The 22,141-nt window shown below is 35.3% G+C and carries 11 protein-coding genes; 2 read left to right on the plus strand and 9 right to left on the minus strand.

Features of this window, described 5'->3' with window-relative positions; translation table 11 throughout:
- Positions 1-1,549 precede the first annotated feature (1,549 nt).
- On the plus strand, positions 1,550-2,938 hold the full coding sequence (locus NQ095_RS05135; protein WP_258262400.1) for a DUF3238 domain-containing protein: 1,389 nt from the start codon (positions 1,550-1,552) through the stop codon (positions 2,936-2,938).
- A 951-nt stretch (positions 2,939-3,889) separates the two neighbouring features.
- Here the strand turns inward: NQ095_RS05135 and NQ095_RS05140 are convergent.
- From NQ095_RS05140 to NQ095_RS05165, 6 genes are all read right to left on the minus strand, one after another.
- The gene (locus NQ095_RS05140) at positions 3,890-4,363 is read right to left on the minus strand and encodes an immunity 26/phosphotriesterase HocA family protein (protein ID WP_258262401.1); all 474 of its coding nucleotides are present in this window, start codon (positions 4,361-4,363) and stop codon (positions 3,890-3,892) included.
- Between the two features lie 18 nt (positions 4,364-4,381).
- A complete protein-coding gene (locus NQ095_RS05145) occupies positions 4,382-12,766 on the minus strand; it encodes a DNRLRE domain-containing protein (protein WP_258262402.1) in 8,385 nt (2,794 codons plus the stop codon).
- A gap of 352 nt (positions 12,767-13,118) precedes the next feature.
- Positions 13,119-13,292 carry a site-specific integrase gene (locus NQ095_RS05150; RefSeq protein WP_258262497.1) on the minus strand — a complete coding sequence of 58 codons (174 nt, stop codon included), beginning with the start codon at positions 13,290-13,292 and terminating at the stop codon, positions 13,119-13,121.
- A 346-nt stretch (positions 13,293-13,638) separates the two neighbouring features.
- Positions 13,639-13,899, minus strand: coding sequence for a YjcQ family protein (locus NQ095_RS05155; protein WP_258262403.1), 261 nt, complete (start codon positions 13,897-13,899; stop codon positions 13,639-13,641).
- 17 nt (positions 13,900-13,916) lie between these two features.
- Complete coding sequence (locus tag NQ095_RS05160; RefSeq protein WP_258262404.1) at positions 13,917-14,726, minus strand: hypothetical protein; 810 nt, start codon at positions 14,724-14,726, stop codon at positions 13,917-13,919.
- A 253-nt stretch (positions 14,727-14,979) separates the two neighbouring features.
- Complete coding sequence (locus NQ095_RS05165; RefSeq protein WP_258262405.1) at positions 14,980-15,945, minus strand: LysR family transcriptional regulator; 966 nt, start codon at positions 15,943-15,945, stop codon at positions 14,980-14,982.
- A 104-nt stretch (positions 15,946-16,049) separates the two neighbouring features.
- Between NQ095_RS05165 and NQ095_RS05170 the strand changes: the two genes are divergently transcribed.
- A complete protein-coding gene (locus NQ095_RS05170) occupies positions 16,050-17,264 on the plus strand; it encodes an MFS transporter (protein ID WP_258262406.1) in 1,215 nt (404 codons plus the stop codon).
- Positions 17,265-17,825: 561 nt separating this feature from the next.
- Here the strand turns inward: NQ095_RS05170 and NQ095_RS05175 are convergent.
- The 3 genes from NQ095_RS05175 to NQ095_RS05185 all read right to left on the minus strand — a co-directional run bounded on the left by NQ095_RS05175 (position 17,826) and on the right by NQ095_RS05185 (position 21,369).
- The gene (locus NQ095_RS05175; RefSeq protein WP_098439448.1) at positions 17,826-18,650 is read right to left on the minus strand and encodes a multinuclear nonheme iron-dependent oxidase; all 825 of its coding nucleotides are present in this window, start codon (positions 18,648-18,650) and stop codon (positions 17,826-17,828) included.
- Positions 18,651-18,803: 153 nt separating this feature from the next.
- Entirely contained in the window at positions 18,804-20,249 is a 1,446-nt protein-coding gene (locus NQ095_RS05180; RefSeq protein WP_098439447.1) for a toll/interleukin-1 receptor domain-containing protein, read from the minus strand.
- Between the two features lie 520 nt (positions 20,250-20,769).
- Positions 20,770-21,369, minus strand: coding sequence for a 3'-5' exonuclease (locus tag NQ095_RS05185; protein WP_258262407.1), 600 nt, complete (start codon positions 21,367-21,369; stop codon positions 20,770-20,772).
- Between the last annotated feature and the right edge of the window lie 772 nt (positions 21,370-22,141).

A 22,141-nucleotide genomic window follows, 5' to 3' on the forward strand; every position in this document is an offset into this window, starting at 1 on the left:
TCGATTAACCAGTCGAATAATTAATCATTATATAATCACCTAAAGCACAGAACTATAAGCCCTGTGCTTTTTATCTTTGGTACTGTTAAATAAGTGACCGCGGAGAATACCAGTGTTTGTACTGGTTGTTCCCTCTTTTTCATAGAAAACCTCCGTCCCTGCCCCGCGCTCCTGCTCCGGACGATCAGGTCGTAGGGTCTCCCCTTAACAACCCGAACGCAAATACCGAGACGACTACCACAATAAACATCACCAGGACGAACTGAATGGGAGCTGTGAGCTTCTTGGCTTCCCTTCGCTCCCCATACACCTCGGTACGGCTGGATGTTGAATTTTGCGGTCGGGTTAGACGGGCGCACCGCCGGTGAATCAGTGGTTGTACGGATGGCGTTACCCTTAGAGCGTGTTGACACATGGGGCCCAATACTCGGTCTCTGCTGGACGCTTTCAGAACGGTTTCGCGTTGAGGCTTTACGACTGGGTTGTGCCACGACGGGTTGACCTAATTCGCTCGATTCTCTTGTGGACAAGCGCATCCTTCGTTCCCTATACACCAAATTTAGACTATGTTCAAGAATCAATAGACGAGATGGACTCTTTAAGAACGAATCAAAGATACGACAAATTGTATAGTTTAGTACTGTCCCTTGAAAGTAGGCTATTTTATTTGAATGATATAAATCTAATGCAATATGTTCGTTGGCATAAAGGGATTTGCCTTTTTGAAGTTTACGGAAAGTGAGACTGCAATAAATACCTTATCTCAAGCTTTGGAATTAACAGAAGGAAAGGAAATGGTTAACTATTGTTTAAAAGCTTTATTAATCTGCAATTTAGTTTAATAAAAATTCTTTCAAAATCAAGCAGTGGTCTCAAAAAATATTTGAAACTAAAAAAACTCATCCCGTTCCTGATAAGTCCTCATAAGCAAAAGATTGTATTTAGAGTTCATATGCAATTATAAGAAAAGAATAAAAAGGGACAACCAAAGACAAACAATTGCTGCTATCTTTGACTGTACAGCAACATGTTTATCACCTTCTTAAGGGTTCTCTATAGAACTAAGAGAGAAGAAAAAAACATAATTTTATTAGCGAAATTGAAATAAAACCACCCCATCTTAAAGTCAAGTTACCTCCTTATCCGTTTATTCCATAATCCTGCCCGTTAACGCAATATACATTATTTACCATATTATTGCTACAAGGTGAAACATCAAACTAGGCTCTAGTGGAATTAGATTGTCAATTGATCAGTCTTTTATCACCTCAATAGCTCGCCATATTTCAGTTGTAAGAATATATTATTAAACTATACTTCCTTTATTGAAATATAAATTTCAAGTTTTATCAATCAAACCTATAAATACCTTTTTTAATATTTTTTAAAAGTAGTTATAGAGTTATAAAGTTTATAGAAGAAGGAGAATAAACAAGTATTGCTGTATGTATTTAGCTCTCTTTATAAATAAGGAGAGTTAATTGAATTTCCAATTTTTATATATTTTGTATATTATTAGATCCGTACTAATTTTAAGGGGGATCTCTTTATGAAAAAAATATTAGGAGCCACTATTTTTTCTAGTTTGCTATTTTGCGGGTTGGCCACAACTTCATCCGCAGAAGAAGAAATGCTAGTTAGTAAGGAAAACCAGACATCTATTGATCTAGACTGGAAAGAAGGGAAAGGAAGTTATTATGAAGTATACAGAGACGATAAATTAATTTATAACGGAAAAAATTCCGAATTTCAAGATACTAATTTGAATTCCAATACCATGTATTCATATGACATTGTTTTATACAAAAAAAACAAAAAAGAAATTGAAGACATAATTAAATACAAAACACAAACAAAAAAAGGATTTTCAAAAAGTTTAATACAAAGTACCTCCCAAAAGAATAAGTCCTATGAAAACGAGGATGCAGTTATAAACGCTGCAGTAACTAAAGATTACATTAAATTAGATTGGGCTAATTTAAGTGATGATGATGGGGTATTTGAAATATATAGAGATGATAAAAAGATAGATATGGTAAAAACTAATAGCTATACTGATGAAAATATTATAAACGGGGAGTCTTATCGTTATAAAATAATTGCTGAACAAACAGTTAGTGATGAGAGGAAAGAAACCATTCAATCAAAACTTATAGAAGAAGGGTATAAAAAAGAAGATATTCCAGAGTCTGCTTACAGAGAAAGAAAGACAGTTATAAAAGATGTAATGACATTAAAAAATTTAGATAAAAAAGAAATTTTGAAGAAGGATTTAACACCTCAACTTGAAGACTTTCAATCTGCAGCTAGTACTTTAGATAGTTTCATTATTAGGTACACTACATTTATCCCAATGAAGTATGTCGCGAATAACAATTGGTTAGCTGGTGACTCGGGAACTTATTTAAAAGGCGATGGCTATGGCAATGATAAAGCAAATTGGAGAGGTTTTGACTTTTTCAATAGTAGCTATAGAACTCGTGTAGATGTTATGCCTGAATGGTATAATGGTAGTCCAGGTTTCTATTCAGAGAAAGATGTTTCACAAAGTACTTTATATGAGAATGCTTCGGCTATCGGAAAATCATGTTCGTCTTCAGATGTTCGTTGTGCAACTGCTTCTGATTCGGGAATAACTATAACCAAAGAATATTCTAATACTTCCTACATTGAATGGAGAGTAGAGCATTCAGCTTCTGTACCTTTTGGAATTAGTTATCCGGGAATTGACTATAGATACGACGCAAGAATGTATAAAAACGGAAATATTACTGCTTCAGGCAACCATGATAGAGCCCCTAATCACGAAGTATATTTGGCTAGAGCATATTCAAGTTTACCCGCATATAGAATACACGACTTTTCTGTAGGAGGAGAGGGCGACTTCTATAACCTTTTCCCACCAGTTCCAAACGAATATTGGCAGTATAGTTCATAATATTAAGTGAAAAGCCACTTTTATTCAGCCTATCTTTTTGATAGGCTAAAGATAAAAGTGGCTTTTCACAAAGGAAGAGATATCTATGAAAAAATTCATTTTGAAAGTCTTAACTCTAGTTATTGTATCGTTAATAGGTAGTATGTATTTTGTTTCTTATGTATATAACCCTAAACAAGGTAGTATAGGAGTTTTATACTACTCCTTAATGATGTTTCCTACAATATTTTTAAGTATGTCCGTTGGCCTTCCTATCTCCTACTTAGTTGAATATATAAAAAAGAGGTATAAAAAGACTAGCCTTTTATTTATATCAATGTCTTACTTTATCATATGTCTATTTTTTATCTATATACCCTTTACTATCATCCAAAAACAGTTTTCTATTCATGCTATAATCTACTTTTTATTACTACCTGTACTGTTTAGTATAATTGAATTCTTACTTACAAAGTTCTTAGTGAAGAAACACGAAATTTAATAATTGATCATCAATAATGGGCAGGGTAAGGAAAACGGGCGTTTTCCTTACCCTGCCCATTAGAAAAGACACTCTTTAACTTACCTTCATTGTCACATCCTTACGCAATAAAAATATTGAGGACTCTGCATGTGAAAAATCAGTTATTTCTTCTCCCGCTTTTGTTTTTCGTAAATCGCAATTCATTGCGTAAAGGATCGATACTCTTTGTCTGTCTTCCTAGAGCAACATACTCATACCGAATGATGGATCCACTTCCATCTTTCTCGGCAACTTTTCCCCAAGTGCGTTATACTCATCTATTTGGAAAAAGACTAATTGGATTTATATGATGTATTTTAAATTTAAGTAAAAAAAGAGCCTAATGCCCCACCCCTGTTACTTGTGATGGTCATAGGCTCTGTTGATAAAGAAATTTTAATAAAACTCCTTTCACATTGTAATTAAAAATATATTTTCTATAGGCTAAATTAACTCGAATAAATTAACTCATCATAATATGGATCCCAATCCGTTACATACTTTGCTTTTAGTGCATTTTCTAAACTAACGGGCGACCACGATTCAAAGTCTTTATATCCTTCAGCAGATTCCTCATCAAGCTCTCTCAATAATTCACCCCTATAATTAACCAGTTCATACCCATCTTCAACTTCCATTCTGTATTGTGGATATACAAAATTGGTAGGAATATTTTCATTACCTATTATTTCCCATAAGCCATCCTCAATTCTAGACGTCACTGTCTGAATTACAAACAATATTTGGGCAGAAGTTATTGAACCTAACGATGGATGAACGCTACTACTATTAATTAAATCATATGCTATTAAACAATCTGATAAATCACCTAGTGAAATTACTTGACCATAAGCATACAAATTATTTTCTGGGTGAATTTTCATTGTAAATATATCACCTTTTTTAACCTCTTGTCTTTTCATAAGCTACCACCACTCTTTTTATTTTTTCGGAGGTCTAATTCCGTGCTTATTCCAGTTTTTCTCACGAACTTGATTTCTTCTATTTTCAAGCTTTTTAACACCGCCATGTTGATTAATTTTTTTTTGTTCAAGAACATCTAGACTTTTCCCTTTTTTAGCTCGACCGATAACTTTAAACTTATATTCGGCATCGGGGTTTTTCCTGTCATGTTCTTTTTGTCTAGCTTTATACCTCTTAGCATTTTTTGCTTGACCTACATATTTCTTTCCATTTTTAGACGTTCTCAAGTAAATATAACCATTTTCTATTTTACAAGAATTATGTGTCCATATCCTTAAGTTACTTACGTAATATGAATGATAATCTTTAACCTTGAAATTGTAAACAGTCACATGCTTCTTTATTATTTCTATATTAGTAATTGGTAGGGTTTTTTTGTTATCAGTGACTAACTGATCTCCTGTCCTTAAATCCTTAGCCTTAACCCAACCTTCTCCGTCAACCCAAAACGGATGTTCATCAGTAGTTTCTATTTTCTCACCGTCGATGGTCAATTCGTATATTTCATCTACTTCTCTTTCATATAACCATTCGACTTCTTTGTAATCCTGATCACCTGTATTTTCATCTTTGGCAAGAACTTCGTCTCCTACCTGTATTTCTTCAATAGGCTTTTCACCGTCGATGGTTTTAACCTTAGTACCTAAAGTGAAACAGTTACAGTTCTTGCTGGCATTCACATTTCTTTTCGACCTAGATTTCTTCAAAGATGAAGCGGTGAACTTCTTGGTTTTTTTCGCCTTTTTTCCGTATTTAATACCCGTTTTAGCCGCCTTTACAGCCCATTTCGCTTGCCCAGCACCTGGAATAAAGTTACTGGCAATCGAAGCTGTGGCACCGGCTTTATGGTACCATTTAGATTTTTTACTTCTGAGCGTTTTAATGTCGTTTCCAATGTAGTAGTTGTACCCTTTTTTGGAATACTTCTTCGTTGCTTTCCATCCTTTTTGTAGCCATTTAGGCGCATGGCCATCTGGATCAATATTATTTACCGGATCAGCATCAGCATATAAATAACGATTTAATGATGTAGGATCCTCTTCCGTACCTTCATATTCATCAGGAACAATAAAACGTCCAGTAGTTGGGTCGTAGTCTCTCCATCCCATCAAGTAAAGGTTTGTATCGGCATCATAAAGCACACCATATTTTCCAACATAACGATACACATTGGCTTTTGCTAGGTTTTGGTCTCCGGTAATAGAGGTTACATTTCCCCACTCATCGTAGTCATAGGTTGCTTTTACGTTACCAGCAGCATCCGTAATGGCAATGACATCGCCTCTTGCATTGAACTGATAATAATACACCACTTCATCTAAACTAAAACTCAGGAGATTTCCATCTGCGTCACGATAATATTTAACTCGTTGTTGCTGTGACGGGCCTTCGATTGTTTCTAAGAACAAGCCGCCGTTCGTATCTAAGTGATAATGATAATGAGTGTTCTTTGTCCCATCATTTACGTTCTTAGCGATTCGATTCCCATCCGTATCATATTCATAAAGTACTTCAGGTTGTTTTTGCCCGTTAACCGTTTTATTGACCTTCATCAGTTGATCATCACTATTGTAATCATAGTTTGTGACGGTTACAATTGCCCCTTCTTTAATGGTGATTTTGGAAAGGGTCCCAGTGGCGTTATGTTCATAATCATATGTTCGAATCAAGTTACCTGTTGTCTCATTGTAAACCTTTTTTTGACGAATTCGATTTTCTGTAAGATAAGAATATTCTTCTACAACTTTTCCAGTTGTAAGGTTTTGAACTTTTACTATATTCGAATTCGCATCATAGGAGTACTTCAGTTTTTTTCCATTTGATTCAACTGTTTCAAGTTGCCCTGACGCTGTATAGGTGTACTTTTTCTTTACAGTTCCCTTATCTGCAATTTGTACGATTTGTTCAGTGTCAGAATGTGTATACTGTAAATCTGAAATTGTACTCTGGTTATTCCGATTGATTGCTTTTAAAGATTTTACTTTGGAACCACCATTGTATGAAATAGATGTTTCAACACCCGGGCTAACGATTTTTGATAATGAATCATCAACCAAATATTCATAATTAAATGTATCGAAATTAGGTGTCACAATCTTTTTAGTACGATCATTATCGTCATATGTGATTACGGTATCACCCAAAGCGTTTTTCAACGTCTCTTCGTTATTTTTATCATTAAATGTATTGGTTGTCGTCGTGCCAGTATGACTAATGGACTCTGACAACAATCGGTTATTTTTATCATATACCGATATAGTCTCACTATTGAAATAGCCATCCCCATCTGGATCTACAGGTAAAGGAACAGGATTTGTTTCATCATAAATCCATGTATTGGTGACATTTCCATTCCTATCATGGTAGTATCGACTTTCTGTCTTCTTACCATCATCAAGGTTAATACCAGCTTCTTTAACTAATCGCCCTAGTTCATCATAGACATACGTATTTTCTTTAGATGTGGTAGAATTAGTACCTTTCGTTTCTGCAATGCTTTTTGTCTTTACTTGTCCTATTGAATCGTATTCATAAGAAGTAACCTGTAAAGTGGTTTCTCCTGTAGTCGGATCTGTAACTTCATTTGTTTCTGTCTTAAGCTGACCTTCTTCATCATACGTCCAATCTGTTACAGAGCCAGTTGCATCTACTAGTTTTGTTTTATCCCCCGCAGCATTGTAGGTGTATGTGGTTTTTTTACCTTCTGCATCGAGGACCTCTTTTAACTGTCCGTTTGCTTCATATATATAAGTCGTTGCACCTAACTTATCATGAGCAATGGCTTCATTGCCTAGGCCATCATAAAGTGTCCAAGTCTCTACTGATGGAGTTGAGGAATCTTTACTGTAGATGGCGTTATTATTCTTATCATATTGAAATTCCGTCCAATTCCCTGACCCATCAATCGTTTTAGTGATATTCCCCACAGAATCATACTTTGTCTGTTCAACAAGCGTATTTTGATCCTTAGTTGGATCTGAGTACCCCGTCATTCGATTTAATTCATCATATCGATAATAGGTTTTTCCTTTTGGATATAAAGTGGAGGTCACTTCATCCCAGGCAAAATTCTCTTCTGTTAGTTTATTATCATTCGAGTCATACGTAAATCGCAATTCATTGCGTAAGGGATCGATACTCTTTGTCTGTCTTCCTAGAGCATCATACTCATACCGAATGATGGATCCATTTCCATCTTTCTCAGTAACTTTTTCCCCAAGTGCGTTATATTCATCTATCTCTGTAATAGAGATAACCTCTGACTCTCTTGGAATTTGAGAATCATAGAATGTTCTGGTTACTTTTGGATTCCGAATCAACACCTGGTGATTTTGTTCATCATATTCATATTCAACTGCTTGACCTAATGCATCCGTTTCTTTAATCAAATTACCAATTGGATCATATTCGTATTTAGTAAGTTTCCCACGACGATCCGTTTCTTCAAGTAATTGACCATCAGCATTATATTTAAATTGAGCGATTTGCCCTAACTCATTCGTTTCTTTTTTCTTGTTTCCAAAAATATCATATTCAAATGTTGCTTTTTTACCATAAGGATCATAGGATTCTATCAAGTACAAACCGTTATCTGAATATTTACTTGTAGATATATAATTTGTCTCTTCAATACGTACATCGTCCATCAGTACAGGAGATGTTCCAGCATTCACTTTTACTTTCACAAAAGAAGCGTCTGTTGGTATGTCAGAAACAACATGCTGTAAACTCCAAGCCGTTGAGCTGGATGGGGCACTCGTCTGTGTACTTATCAGGCTTTTGTCCTGATTGAGGAATTGAACAGAAACAGTTGCTCCAGTTCCTTTCATCCATACCAAAGCTCTAATCGGAAGATTCCCTTTTTTCACCGGAATTAATTCTGATTCAACATTCCCACTAACCGATAGGCTTCTACTGCCACTGCGCTTATCAGTTGATTGATACGAAGTAGCTCCATTCACAGTCCAGTTAGGAACAGATGAACCTTCTCCTGATTCGAAACTATAGTTCGGAATAAAACCATAAATGGGTCCGCGTTCATATTTGGTTTCAAGAACATTCCCATAAGAATCATAGGTATAACTCTCTTTAAAACCATCAACATCCATCGTCCACTTACGATTACCCTTTGTATCATAATCATATGTTGTAATTCTATTTAATGGGTCTATCTCTTTACTTATTAAACTCGTTCCAGACTTATATTCAAATTGTGTAACTGGTGTATAAACATTGCCGTCAATATCTGTTGTTTGCGGCTCCGTTTTAGTTAAGACATTTCCTCTTCCATCATAAGTATATGAAGTTTTATACCCTTTTCCATCAAAGGATTCTTTAAGCTTATTATTTTCATATATGTTTCTTTCTTCAATCTTAATTCCACTCGGATCATCAATACTTTTAACTAAATTACCATACTCGTTTATCTCATAGTCTGAAATGTTGGACTTGGTTGGTCCAGTTTCCGTTACTCTTGTTGATTTTTTTATCAAATCGTAATTAAATGATTCATCCAAAGAGAATGCTTCATTCTTTGCACCAGTTGCAGCATTGTAAGAAGTTAACGAACTTTTTACGTTGACAATTCTGTGACCGTTATAGTCATAAATTACCTTGTTTTGATTTGGATTTGTATACTCCTTCAATTTCCCATCAGCATTATACGAATAACTCATCGATCGATAGAGTTTGGTATCCTGATCAAAGTATTCCACTTTAGACAACAAGTCGTTTGTATAGGAATAATGAATTCTTGTCCCAGCAAACGTTGTTAAGTCTGAAAGTTTATTACCTTGATAGGTGAACGAAATGATTCGTCCTGTCGAATCTTCTATTTCCTTCACGCCATCCGCATCGTATCGAATTTGAATCTTATTCCCATTCCGATCTTCGTATGAGATCAGCTGCCCATTACTATTGAAAGAATACTTTAAACTTGATTCATCTAAATCTTCTAAAGTGTATTTCCCATCACTGAGTTTTGTTAAATTTCTGAATACTCCCAAAGGAGATGTATAAGTAGCATCAGAATTCTTACTAAACAGATGTCTTGTTCCATCTTCATCAGTAAGTAAAATATCACCATTTACTTGCTGGGAAATTGACATATCATGATTGAAACGCCAGCCCTTTCCTAGCGATTCTTTAGAGTCATCCTGACTATTGTACACGCGTAAAATGGAAGTATCTAACCCTCTTCCGTTTAAATTACTATCTGTAAATAAAGCAAAAAGGTTTCCATTTGCCAGGTTTACTTTGGATGATCCATATCCCGATTGGATATCTTCATAAGCCCAGTAGTCTTCTTCCCCCAGCATTGAAACAAGGGGGTCAATCCACACTATTTTCGAAGAAACCGAAGTATTACCAGCCTGGTCTGTAACCGTTAGCTTCAGGGTATATAATCCGGTTTGTAAACCAGTAGTATCCCATTCCCCCAGGGCACCTTGACTAATAACACCATTTTTGGTTGAGAATACAGTCCAATTACTTGGAGTTTCTCCCACTCCATAACTTAATGTATAATCTTTTAAATCATTATCCGTTGCTGATCCATTTATAACTTTTTTTCCATTTACATAGTCTAAACTATTAGGAGAATCGATCTTTGCTGTTGGGAAAGAAGTATCTAAAGTAATTTTATCGGAATAAGCAATCGATTCATTTCCACTCGCATCTTTATAGTTAACCGAAACCGTCTTTTCACCATTTGAATTGGACAGTGTCCATTGCTTGGAAGAAGAGTAGGTTTCATAAGTTGACCATGAGTTGCTCTCGTTCTTAAACTTCTGGTAATAAGGTCCATTTGCATTATCATCTAGTGAGAGCTGCAGATTGACATTAGGTGAGTTAGTTAACGTCTCACCATTATTGATTACGATATTTCCTTTTGGCGGGGTAGTGTCTACTACTTTAATATTTTTGGTGATAGAGTCCCCAAATCGTCCTACATTTAATTTCAACATTTGCCATTCACTAATATAGTCACCTGGATTTTTGCTTCCTACAAATGTGAGATTAAATGTTTTCTCTTGCGTTGTACCTATTGAGTCACTTGAGCTTAAAGGTAACCTTGTATCCTTTGTTAGCGGGTCCGTTTCTTCTTTAGAACCAAGATAGATACCGTCTGAAGAGGTCCATGCTTGGAGACCTTCGTTTCTAACTGTTACTGTGACATTGTAATTTCCACTTGCCTCCATTTGGGCAGGGAACGAATAGTTTGATATCGTTGCGTCCAATTGCTTCCTAGCAACGTCACTTCCGTTATCAGAATTAGATGAAATATTCCCTTGATTGTCTACCGCAGTAACGTACATATAGTATTTGGCACGTGCTACAGCATTAGGAATCGTATAAGAATTTGTGGTAACGAAAGCTGATGAAACGTCCTTAGCTCCAGGACTTGTACCAACGTATACGTTATAGCCTTTCAGCCCAGAGTTACTATCAGAAGATTTGCCCCAAGTAAAAGTGAAATTGGAATTCAATTTATTAGAGGCGGTTGGTATCCCTGGCTTGCTAGGCTTAGTCTGATCAGGGAGAGTAGGCATATATGCACCTGACTGTGACGTTTCACCATAAGCATTATATGCTTTAATTCTAAACCAGTAATTTTTATTGGTAGGATAAGTACCACCTGAATTTTTATATACCGGACTAGGGTCATCAGCAAATTCAGTACCTGATCCATCTAACCGTAGTGCATAGGACCCTTGTTGGATTTGAGTAGCGGTTGGCCACAATTTTTTTCCTTTTGTAGACCAGTTTGTTACATTACCAACATTAATTTCCTCATAGCTTTTCCCATTATAAATTAATACTTTATATCCAGTTGCCCCCGTGACAGGTGTCCAAGTCAAATCAACATGGCCTGTTCCTGAACCTGATCCATTTCCAGCATAAGTACCAGAAGGGGCTGTAGGAACTCCCGTGTAGGTGACAGCTAAGTACGGTCTTGATGAGGAGGCATCTGCTGAATTGAATTTTCTATAGGTTCCTAGAGTACCTTCAGATGTAGATCGTAATACTAGCCCATTCTTAGCAGTACCGTCATACCATTTGTTGACTAGATCAGTTACATTTAAAATCGCCCATCCATCGCCACCATTAACCGCCGTACTACCGTAAGACTTAGAGGTGTCTATACTTGGTTGGTTGTTCCATGTAACAGAATTGACAGACCAAGCAGAAGAAACTCTTTGAGCGTATAAATTAGTATTGATCGTATTGTATCCATTGCTAAATTTATATGCTTTTAATTCTGCTTTAACTAATAGTCCACCATTCAAGTCTGGAAGGCTGTTAGAAAAATTCATATATGAACGGGTTACTCCAGTAGAGTCTGCATACCCTGTCCTTAGGTCAACGCTGTTGTAATAATTATAAGAAGGATAATCTTGCATTACATATGTGTCTAAAGTGTTAGAAGAACTTCCACCTAAATTGACAGTTGGATCAATAATGATTGGAAAAGCTCTCTCAGGATCTTGGACGTATTCTTTATTCACTTTCAAGTGAATAGATTGCTTGTTTCCATTTTCTATTAATGAGTAACCAATTGCATGTGAAAATATTCCTTTTGCATCCTCCATATAAGGAGGTGTCATGAGCCAGACTAGCTTGTTTTCTTTATTATAAAACTCAATATTTCGACCTTGTTGTTTAGCTGTTAAGGACCCAGTTATGGAGAAAATAAACTCTGTTTGACCTTCTTTTGTGTTTAGAATAATATCCTCTTTTAACCCCTCTGGTAAAAGAGTGTATTTGATATCCGTATCTTTAAATACATTGTGATATTCAACTTTATTCTTTTCTAATATTACCTCGGCTTCTTTTTGAGCATTCTGTAAGATGAACCCCACTCGTTCTTTCCCAAGAGTGATTGAAACCAGTTCTTTATTTTTCTTTACTTTCTCCGCAAAATCAACTGAAAATTTATTTTTTTCAGACTTTAATTTAAGTTCTTGTCCTTGACTTCCCTTTATTTCTTTAACTTTATTTTCAATCGGCTGGAACACACCCTCACTATCTTTGTAGTGAACTGCACCGGTATGAACATCCGTTGTATAACTTAAATCACTATTTTTATAGGTTTTACCATTAATCGTTCTTCTGTTCTTTACTTCTTCAACCTTTTCCACATTTTCAAGTAGTGACTCTTCAGTTGAAACTTTTTTTGGTTTAGCTGTTTTATTTTTTTCTTTTTTCTCTTCTTTCTTTATTTCCCCACTGTGACTTCCACCATGAGCAAATACATTACTTAAAGGGATAGACGAAAATAACAACACACATGCTACTAACGACATTACAAACTTACCCAAAAACCCCTTTTTACGTTCCAAATTCTTTTTCCTCCGGTCTATTATATAAAATGATTTCAATAACCAGATTCGTATCTTTCAATCTAGTAATTACACTCCTCTCTTCAAGAATATTTTAGCTATTATTTTACAAAATACAACAAAAATTTATTTAAATACCATGGAAATTTATTGAAGTACAATGAACTGATAATCACAGTTAAAATTCTTCAGAAATAATAGTTCCATATTTTTAAGAAACTGAAGATTTTCTATATACTCACTCTATAACCTTTAGAGAATTAACATTCCATAAAAAAATCCCAAAGCTAAAGCTTTAGGTTTTATATATCTGTTTTAGTAGAATATTTAATTGAATTTTTAGTTTTATTTCTTACCTCCACTCATCGTACAACGGATTCCAAGCAATACTATAGAACCTAGCATATAGTTGAGTCTGATGGGGACTAGTATGTCCTAAAAGAACTTGAATACATCCAAGCGGCATCCCTTTTTGTGCAAAATGTGCAGCGAATCTATGTCGTAAAGCCTGTGGAGTAAGTCGAATCCAAGAATCCTTTTATAATAAGGTTCCCTGGCGTTCTTTTATTTTTTAGTTGGTTGCGTTAATTACTATTTCACGCATAGATTGATAAACTTCTAGAATTAGAGAGTAATCTCCTCTTGTTCTGAGACAACTTAAGTGTGACATAAACAACTCGGTTATGACATAAACAACTTAAGTGTGACTCAAACAACTTACCTGTGACTTGATGAAATAGTATATGAAAAGGCCAAGAGCATTTTAGATTGCTCTTGGTCTTTTTTATGGCTTCATTCCATTAAAGCCCCCGTTTCTTGAATAAAGCCAAAGCTGAAGATTATCAATACAATCTTCAGCTTTGGCTGTTCAGTCATTTTAAAGAATAGGCATCATTGTCTTCTAAGAACCTCAGTCCATCTAATGTTATTTTGGCATTATCGTACCATACTGATTGTACTTTATTACCTTGACCACCTCTTGTAACTGAGATCCCTTTAGCAAGTCCTTCGTCAAGAATAAGTTCTGCTATATCTCCCCATTCTTCTTTATCTATGTCAAAATCACTTTGTACAATTTTCTCTCTTTGGTCCAACTTCATTAGAATACTATAAATGCATTTTAACTTTTTCATCTCTAAACTTTCCCCTCTTATACTAATCCTAATAAAAAGCTCGTTACAGCCTCTCCCCACTTTGGATTATTTATGACGTTAGTTGATAACCTTAATAAACCTTTTGATCCTATATCATAAATACTTGAAGCAAGACTTTGAAGATTATTTTCTGAAGGATTTGTTTTCTCCAATTCATCTTGAATCTCATTAGTTGTTTCCTTTACTTCATTTACTTGAGATTGATCAATGACACCCTGTTCTATAGCTTTCTTTACAAGTTCGTCGGATAACTCTCCTACCTTCAAAGTTTGTGTAATATTTTCTCCCAGAGCGATGTTTCCGTGATCAGCAGATATACTTCCATAATTTATAACCTGTAAAGATCCAGACTCTATATGATCTTTGCCTTCGACTTCATCTTCTATCAAATCATTTAACTTATCCATCAAGTTATCTAAACATGGAAAAAGAATCTGTTCATTCCATAGTCTAATATTTTCATTAAGCTTTTTTGCGACAAATATATTTAAAGCATAGGTTTCTATAGTAAATTCACCTTCTGAGGCACGTTTCATAACTTGTAAGACGTAAGCAATCTGCAAATCTTTTTCTTCTGGTAATTGCAGTTCAAACCAACCACCTGACGAATTTTCGATGCTTTCAAAGTCAATATCCATAAACAAATATGGACCTACGATCGAATTTATTACTTTATTCTGTTTGATTAAACCTATAAGTTCCTTTACACGTGTAGAGTACACTTTATGTCCAGCATACTGAAGAGAGTGAATTGTCTTTTCGAAATCTCTAATCGCCCTCTTAATCTCTTTTTGACTAAATTCCATCAACCTCACACCTTCCATTATTTTCTAACCTAATAATACCACATAGTTCAATCGTTATATAATTTAAAAAAAGCCCTTAATAGGTACATTTATCTCGAAGTCAAGTCTTCAACAATCCTGCCCTTTAACTTAATACCAATTATTTCAAAATATAGTGTTTTACTCAAGAAAAACTTCAAAGGGGGCTCATCCTGTTCTAGATCCCATTTATTGAATAAGACTTGCTGTATTGTTATTGACAAACACTGGACCTTTAATCGGCTATATGTTGAGCGATAATAGCTGCCACCTCGGCTTTATTAAGGGCACCGCCTACAACTAAATCAGAATTGGATTTTGTTGTATGTAAGATTAGATTTATTAAATTTCTAACTGCCGGAGCTAGATCAACATCCCGACGCATACACAATCTTATTTTTCTAGAAAGTTGTAGGTCTTCTATGTAAACAATATCAATAAGCTCTGCTTTTAAATAAGGCAAAATTGCTAATTTTGGCGCTAAAGTAATACCATACCCAAATGAAACTATCTGAATCGCTTCTTCAATTTTCTCTACTTGAATTGGCGCATTCTGCAAGTGGATTTGCCTGACATGACATAAAGAATCTATTAAAGCTTTAGTAGAACTTCCTTCTCCTCTTAGAATAAAACACTCATTCATAAGATCTTTAAATTCTACAACCTTTGAACCTAGAGGGTGACCTCGAGGTACAATAAAAAAGAGTTTGTCTTCTAGCAGATCAATGGCTTTCAGTTCTTCTGGAATCGAAAAAGGACTTGCAATTACTGCAATATCTGCTTCATACATGACCAATTTTTCTAATGCACTTTCGGTATTACCAGAATTCAACGTAATATCAGTTGATGGAAAACGCTTTTTAAAGTTAGCAATCCATTTAGGAAATAAGTAACTTGCAGGAAAATTCGTAGCAAAAATTCTTACCTTACCTGTTACCCCGTTCGTATATTGTTTAATTTTCTTTTCTACTTCCTCTTCTGCAGTAAACAACTTAATGGCTTGTTGATAAATAAATTCCCCTGCCTCTGTAAGCTCGATTCCCCGACCTTTTGCTCTAAAAAGTGTGACACCAAGTTCTTTTTCCAAATTCCTAATTTGCATTGTAATTGCAGGTTGACTAATATGTAACTGCTTTGCTGCGCTTGTAACACTTCCCATCTGTACTACATTGATAAATTGGCGTAAAGCGTGTAGATTCATCAACATTCCTCCTATAAATAAAATTTATGAATTAATAAAATATATATATTTTTCTTATCATTTTATCTCTTTTACAATAATTATGAAAGAGAGGGAGGAAATTGATGGAAAAAACATCTAGTAAATCGAACATAATAATAACTGCTCTCATTACAGGTATTTGCTTGCTAACAGATTCTATGCTGTATATTGCTTTGCCCCTTTATTGGAAAGAAGCTGGATTATCTTCACTAATAGAAGTTGGCCTCCTATTGTCGGTTAATCGCTTAATTCGTATACCACTTAATCCGTTTGCTGCTTTTATAACTAGAACCTTAAATCTTCGACTTTCCTTGTTACTAGCCATCTGTTTAACCATAATAGTAAACATTGGTTTTTTCTCCCTAAATGGACTCCTATTTTGGTTAATACTTCGTTGTGTATGGGGATTTGCATGGGCATTATTACGCCTTACAGGGCATTTAATGGTGGTGCAATTGTCTACCAATTCCAATAAAGGGCATTTAATGGGGATGTATAATGGAACTTATCGATTAGGAAGTTTAGCAGGAATGACCATAGGGGGATTTTTATGCTACCAAATTGGCCTTAAGTTAACTTGCCTGGTATTTGCATGTATATGCTCTTTAGCTATACCTTTCATATTTTTTCTCTCTTATAAGTCTTTACCACCTAGACAAGAATCGGGGATAGTTAAGATCTCTCTTCTAAAAAAAAGGGGTATCCAGCTATCGCTTTTCAGAGGTTTCATCGTATCTTTCCTCCTACAAGGGGTGTTTCTTTCAACTGTTAGCTTTTACTTATCTAAGCATTACGGTGGGACTTTGACTTTTAACGGTATACTATTAACTTCAGGAGTCGTCTCAGGGCTTCTTCTCGGAATGAGATGGGCATGGGAGCCCTTCTTGGCTCCATTTATAGGAAGGATTTCAGACGGGAAATGGGGCAGGCATTCTATACTTTTGAGCGCCTTACTAATTATCGGAAGTTTATATCCTTTTATGGATAGCCAACTCCCATTTATGATATGGGGTCTCATCATTATCGCCATACTAATTTGTTCAACAATTATTACAACCTTAACCGATACATTAGTATCTGACGAAGCTTACCAAATTGAGGGGAGAACTTCATTAATTAATTACTATTCAATAGCTGTAGACTTTGGGGCAGCTTTAGGGCCACTTATAGCCTATCAATTTATCACTGAAGGAAAACTCTTCCTCTTCCTCTGCTCAGGATTAGCTATCTGTCTAGCGATGATATCCTCAAACGAACACCTTAAACAAAAAGACAAATGTTCTTCTGTTACACAATGATCAGAAGAACATCTGTCTTTTAATAGTACTTCCTTATACATATCTCTTTTCGAAATCCCCCTCTAATTTCCAGCATTACTTTGGTTGATCAGCTTTTTCATTCTTACGTTAAACTGCCCTTTACTTGAATAAAAGGCGGCTGCTTGTTCAGCAAACGCCCCGTTAGTGAAAATCCACAGTAGGTGTTCACTCTAATCCAAATTAAACAATTCCGAAATGATTTCAGCACTCCCTGGAGAAAACATAAATATTGAGAACGCAGTACATAAAAGCCCTACAATTATCAAGCTAATTTTTTTATTCCCACGTAACCCTTTAACAACTAAAAATATTCCTACAAACAATATTAAGAAATACCAAAAGCCCATAAATCTCACCCCTTAATAAAATGATGTTACCTTTCACTCTTGTTCAACTAACCTGCCCTTTAACCGAATAAAGAAAAAACGCTGAAGATCAGATATCCGATCAATCTTCAGCTAAAGCCGAATAACTCAATATCAGGATTTCTCTACAACTTGTCCTATCTAATGAACAATATTTATAGATTTCTCTTTCAATCTAATTTTTTTGATTAAGCTTTACCATTTCATAAAACTCAGGTACTTGTTTAGATAACACCTCTTTATCTGTACGCCACTCAAACGCTGGTCCAACTCCTCCATACTCTAGAGCTACTACCCACGGTTTTTGCCATTCTCCGGTTTTTATTTTTTCCAAGGACCAAGATGCCAATTCCCAATCAGCTTTTGTCATTGGCATACTGTCCCGCAGTCGTCCATGTTCATCTTCTTGGATGCCAGTAATATGAAGTTCTTTTAAATTATAAACTGGGAGTTTTGATATGTATTCTTTTACATTTAATCCAAGGCATTTAGAAGTCATTTGTGCATGAGCTGTATCAAGTAAAAAACCACACCCAGCCTTATTAACAATTTCCGAGAGAACTTCGGGATTAATTATTGAACTCATCATATTTTCACCCCGCCCTCGGCAGATTACGTTTTCCACTATCACGTTTTCAATACCTACTTCTTTACCTGCGATTTCAATATCACGTAAAACTGCGTCCACCATTAAATTAATGTGCTTTGGCTTATCAGTTAGTACATCATAATCTGGGTACTGTTTAGAAAAAGCCACAGCGTGGACATTTACATATGGGGTTTGAGTCCAATTTTTTAATTCCTTAATAAGTCTCCAATCGACCCCATTCAACTGTCCGCTACCAGCATTTAAACCAAAATGAATATAACAAGGCTTTGTCCTCTCGGCTTGTTGGATAAGTTCCTTACTAAAATCTGGACATTTAAACATATCAACATCAATTATAGTGTCTTTTACTAATTGCTCAGCCTCAATTGAGTAATTTACAGCTATCTTCAAATCTTCACCTCATTTCTAACCCACTTTTATGTTTGATTTACCAAAGATAAATTTTAGCCATATTCAATTAACCTGCCCAATAGTTGAATAAAAGTATCTTCAAAATTTGCATGATAAAATGAGCCTTCACATTTACAGAAAAGCTCAAAAGATTTAAAACTTCGCCACTTCTTCTGGATTTATTATGCCATTATGAGCAAACATAGAACGTCCATTTGATCTAGCGTGCTGCTTCAAATAATCTTTAAATCCTCCTACTAAATTTTTCATCTCACTAACATTAGATACTTCAAACATCAGTTTAATATTTTCAAAAAACCTTTTTGATTTTAATTTGGACATAAATTCAATTCTTTGAGTAGAAAAGTAAGGGGCAGTAGGAGCATGCCATCCGAAGTAATCTTCTAATTTATCAAAAGAGTAACTTAGGAAATATAAAAGGAAGTCCGCCTGAACTAAGTCATTAGATGATATGCTTTTATAATTTGCTCTTTCAATAATTAGTTGTCCCGCATTGGAAATAAACTTTTGCCCTGATGAAGGAATTGGCATTTCACTCAGAACCCTTGGATAATTATTAAATACTCCAATTGGACCATCTATTTCTCTATCGTTATCACCTTTTACCAGGTAATGATTTTTGACTAAACCTTTTATGGCATTATATTGCTTATATTTATATAGGATACTAACTGTATAAATCATTAGCTCAGTCATAACCAATTTCAAATGATCAAATTGACCTTCAAAAATTGGATAACCATTAATTTTAGTATATATAACTGGATTGAGAGTCTCGAAAAATTCAATTAATAAATGTTCACTAACTTCTTCTGCTTCTTTAATATAAAACTCCAAAAACTCATTATAAATATTTCGTAATTCTAAAGTTTCATGTAACCTATTGAAAAGTAGATTTATGAACTCATCACGATCTGAAGTTGATATAGTATAAGATGCAAAATCTTCTATAAAGGTCTCAAGGAATTCATTGAAATAAATTTCTATGTTTTTCGGTTTTTTTTCTACATTGTAACGAAACCTATTTAGTGCTCTCCTACTATCAAGATTTGTTTTTTTTTCATCTCGAAGCAAAAAAGATGGGGCTGAACCTCTTTTGGGTCTAACATGTTCTGGCTTACCATACAAATTTCTTATTAATTTTTCATATCCATCCTCGTAACTTTGTTCTGAAGACATATCGATGTATTTTGTACCTTTAAGGTATGTAGGTATGTATGCTTCGCCATCTTTTCCTCGCTCAGCAATTATCGGAACGAATTTCGTTTGCTCAATATCTTTATAAACTTCGTTAGAGATTATAACTGTCTCAGTTCCTACTCCTCCCTCAAAGCCATTCGCTTTATTCGTATAGAGTTCATCACACACCACTAATACTTTGGTTATAGAAGGGTCATTTACACTTCTCTGCATGAAGGCATTTAAGTTTTGTCCCTCGATACTATCCCATTTATCTATAACCACTTCTACGCCATTACTTTCTAATCGTTCCGCTAATTCTAAGACCCACTCTTCATGCTCTGGACTCGACCAAGCATAAGAAATGAAAACTTTGTCAGCATTTAATTCTTCAACCATGATTTTAATCCTCCAGTAATAATATTGAACAATTATCCTTTACAATTATTTCAAATTTTCAAACTTAAGGCAATGCCCATATTTCATTAAATGGCCCTTTAATGGAAGAAGGGGATTGTTGGACATTCTTAGCTTGCAGACAGCTAGAATGTCCTTCTGTTTTGTCGTTAATGGGAATTCGTTGGTAGTTGGTGGGTTTGTATTATATGTATGATTTACTTCTTTACTTCAAAACTTTAAGGAGAGAGTGGTAGTTGATTTCCGCTGCAGGTGCTCGCTTTCCGCGGGGCGTGAGTTGAGCCTCCTCGGGCTTTGCCCTGTGGGGTCTCAACTTTCCCGCTATTCCCGTCGGAGTCGAGCACCTTCCGCTTCAATCAACATAGCATTTTTGTGTCCCCATCCATCACCGCACCATTCTTTTTTTAAATTCATTAGAATGAAAAGTTGATGATAATAAAGGCATCCTGGGAGGAAGCCTTTATTGAATCCACTAAAAGATAGAGATTCTCGGAATGTTGAGTTATTTAGCAGATTTACTTACTAATGAAGAGCGATAGATGCCTTCGGATATTTCTCCCGGTTTAATTCGAGTCTTATTGTAGAGAGAATCAAAGTCTGTAATATTGTACTCTTCTGCTAGCTTTAGCATTAATTGAGCGCATGCTTTCGCATCATCTGCAGCATGATGGTGATTATCTAATTCGATCCCAAAATATGCACATATAGAGGATAGCTGATAAGCGGGAAGACCCTTTACCATTTTTCTGGACATTTGATAGGTGCAGAGAAATTGATTGTATACGGGCTTCATCTCATAACGAGCTAAATTATCCCTCAAAGCGTATCCATCGAAGGAAAGATTATGAGCAATCATCAACTTATTCTCTATCTTGTCCTTGATAGAATGATAGAAAGCATCGAACGTCATCGCGCCTTCAACATCTTGTGGTGTAATTCCATGGATTCTGATATTAAATCTATCAAATCCCTCTTCCGGATCGATTAATTGGTAAATGGACTCAACCATTTCACCATTTTCTACAAACACCATTCCGACTGAGCATATACTGTGTCTTGCACGATTAGCCGTTTCAAAGTCAAAAGCTACAAAATCTTTCATACTAAGCCACCATCCCGGTTTAAGATTATTCTTCTTTGCTATATCAACGAGTTTCTCTTCTTTTCCCCATCTCTAACTATTCTGGTGCAGGGCGAAGCACCTTCTTTCAAAACCATTAAATCTCAACACATAAATCTTTTTTTACGTGTTTTGTAACTTTCCTATGTATATAACTCAAAACTGATCCAGCACTTCTTTAAAATAGGTATATTCTATAATTATACAATATATAAAATTACAAATAACTTCTTCTAGGGAATATCTTCTGTAGCTATGTTAAAATAATCGTTTTTTACAAGGTAGAAATCTAAAGAGGAGAACTTTTATCCTCGAGATACCACATGCAAGTAGTGAGGGTGTTTTCCCGTGCATGATGGAAACCTCCAATGACTATAAGAAAAGGTGCTTTTAGTATACCAAGTATAACTCGTGATATTTCCTTACTCTCAGGAACAAAAAAAGATGCCTCCACAAATTAAAAAACTTGTAGAAACACATTCATATCACTCTTTCAACTACGCCCTCGGAGGGAATCGAACCCCCATTTTAAGAACCGGAATCTTACGTGCTATCCGTTGCACCACGGTCGGTTCATATAGTCATTAGGCGTTGTTATATCAATGGTTTTGCTTGTTTGACTGCCTTTCATTGCGTGTTATTCCCAAAATTAATGATACTTAAATATATTTCTTATTGCAAAAACAATGTCCTTTCTAGACATATGTAACTGTGGTTTTCATTTGTGTTTCACAAAATACATATATGTATGCAG

The sequence above is a fragment of the Rossellomorea sp. SC111 genome (assembly GCF_024733565.1).
Classification (GTDB): Bacteria; Bacillota; Bacilli; order Bacillales; family Bacillaceae_B; genus Rossellomorea.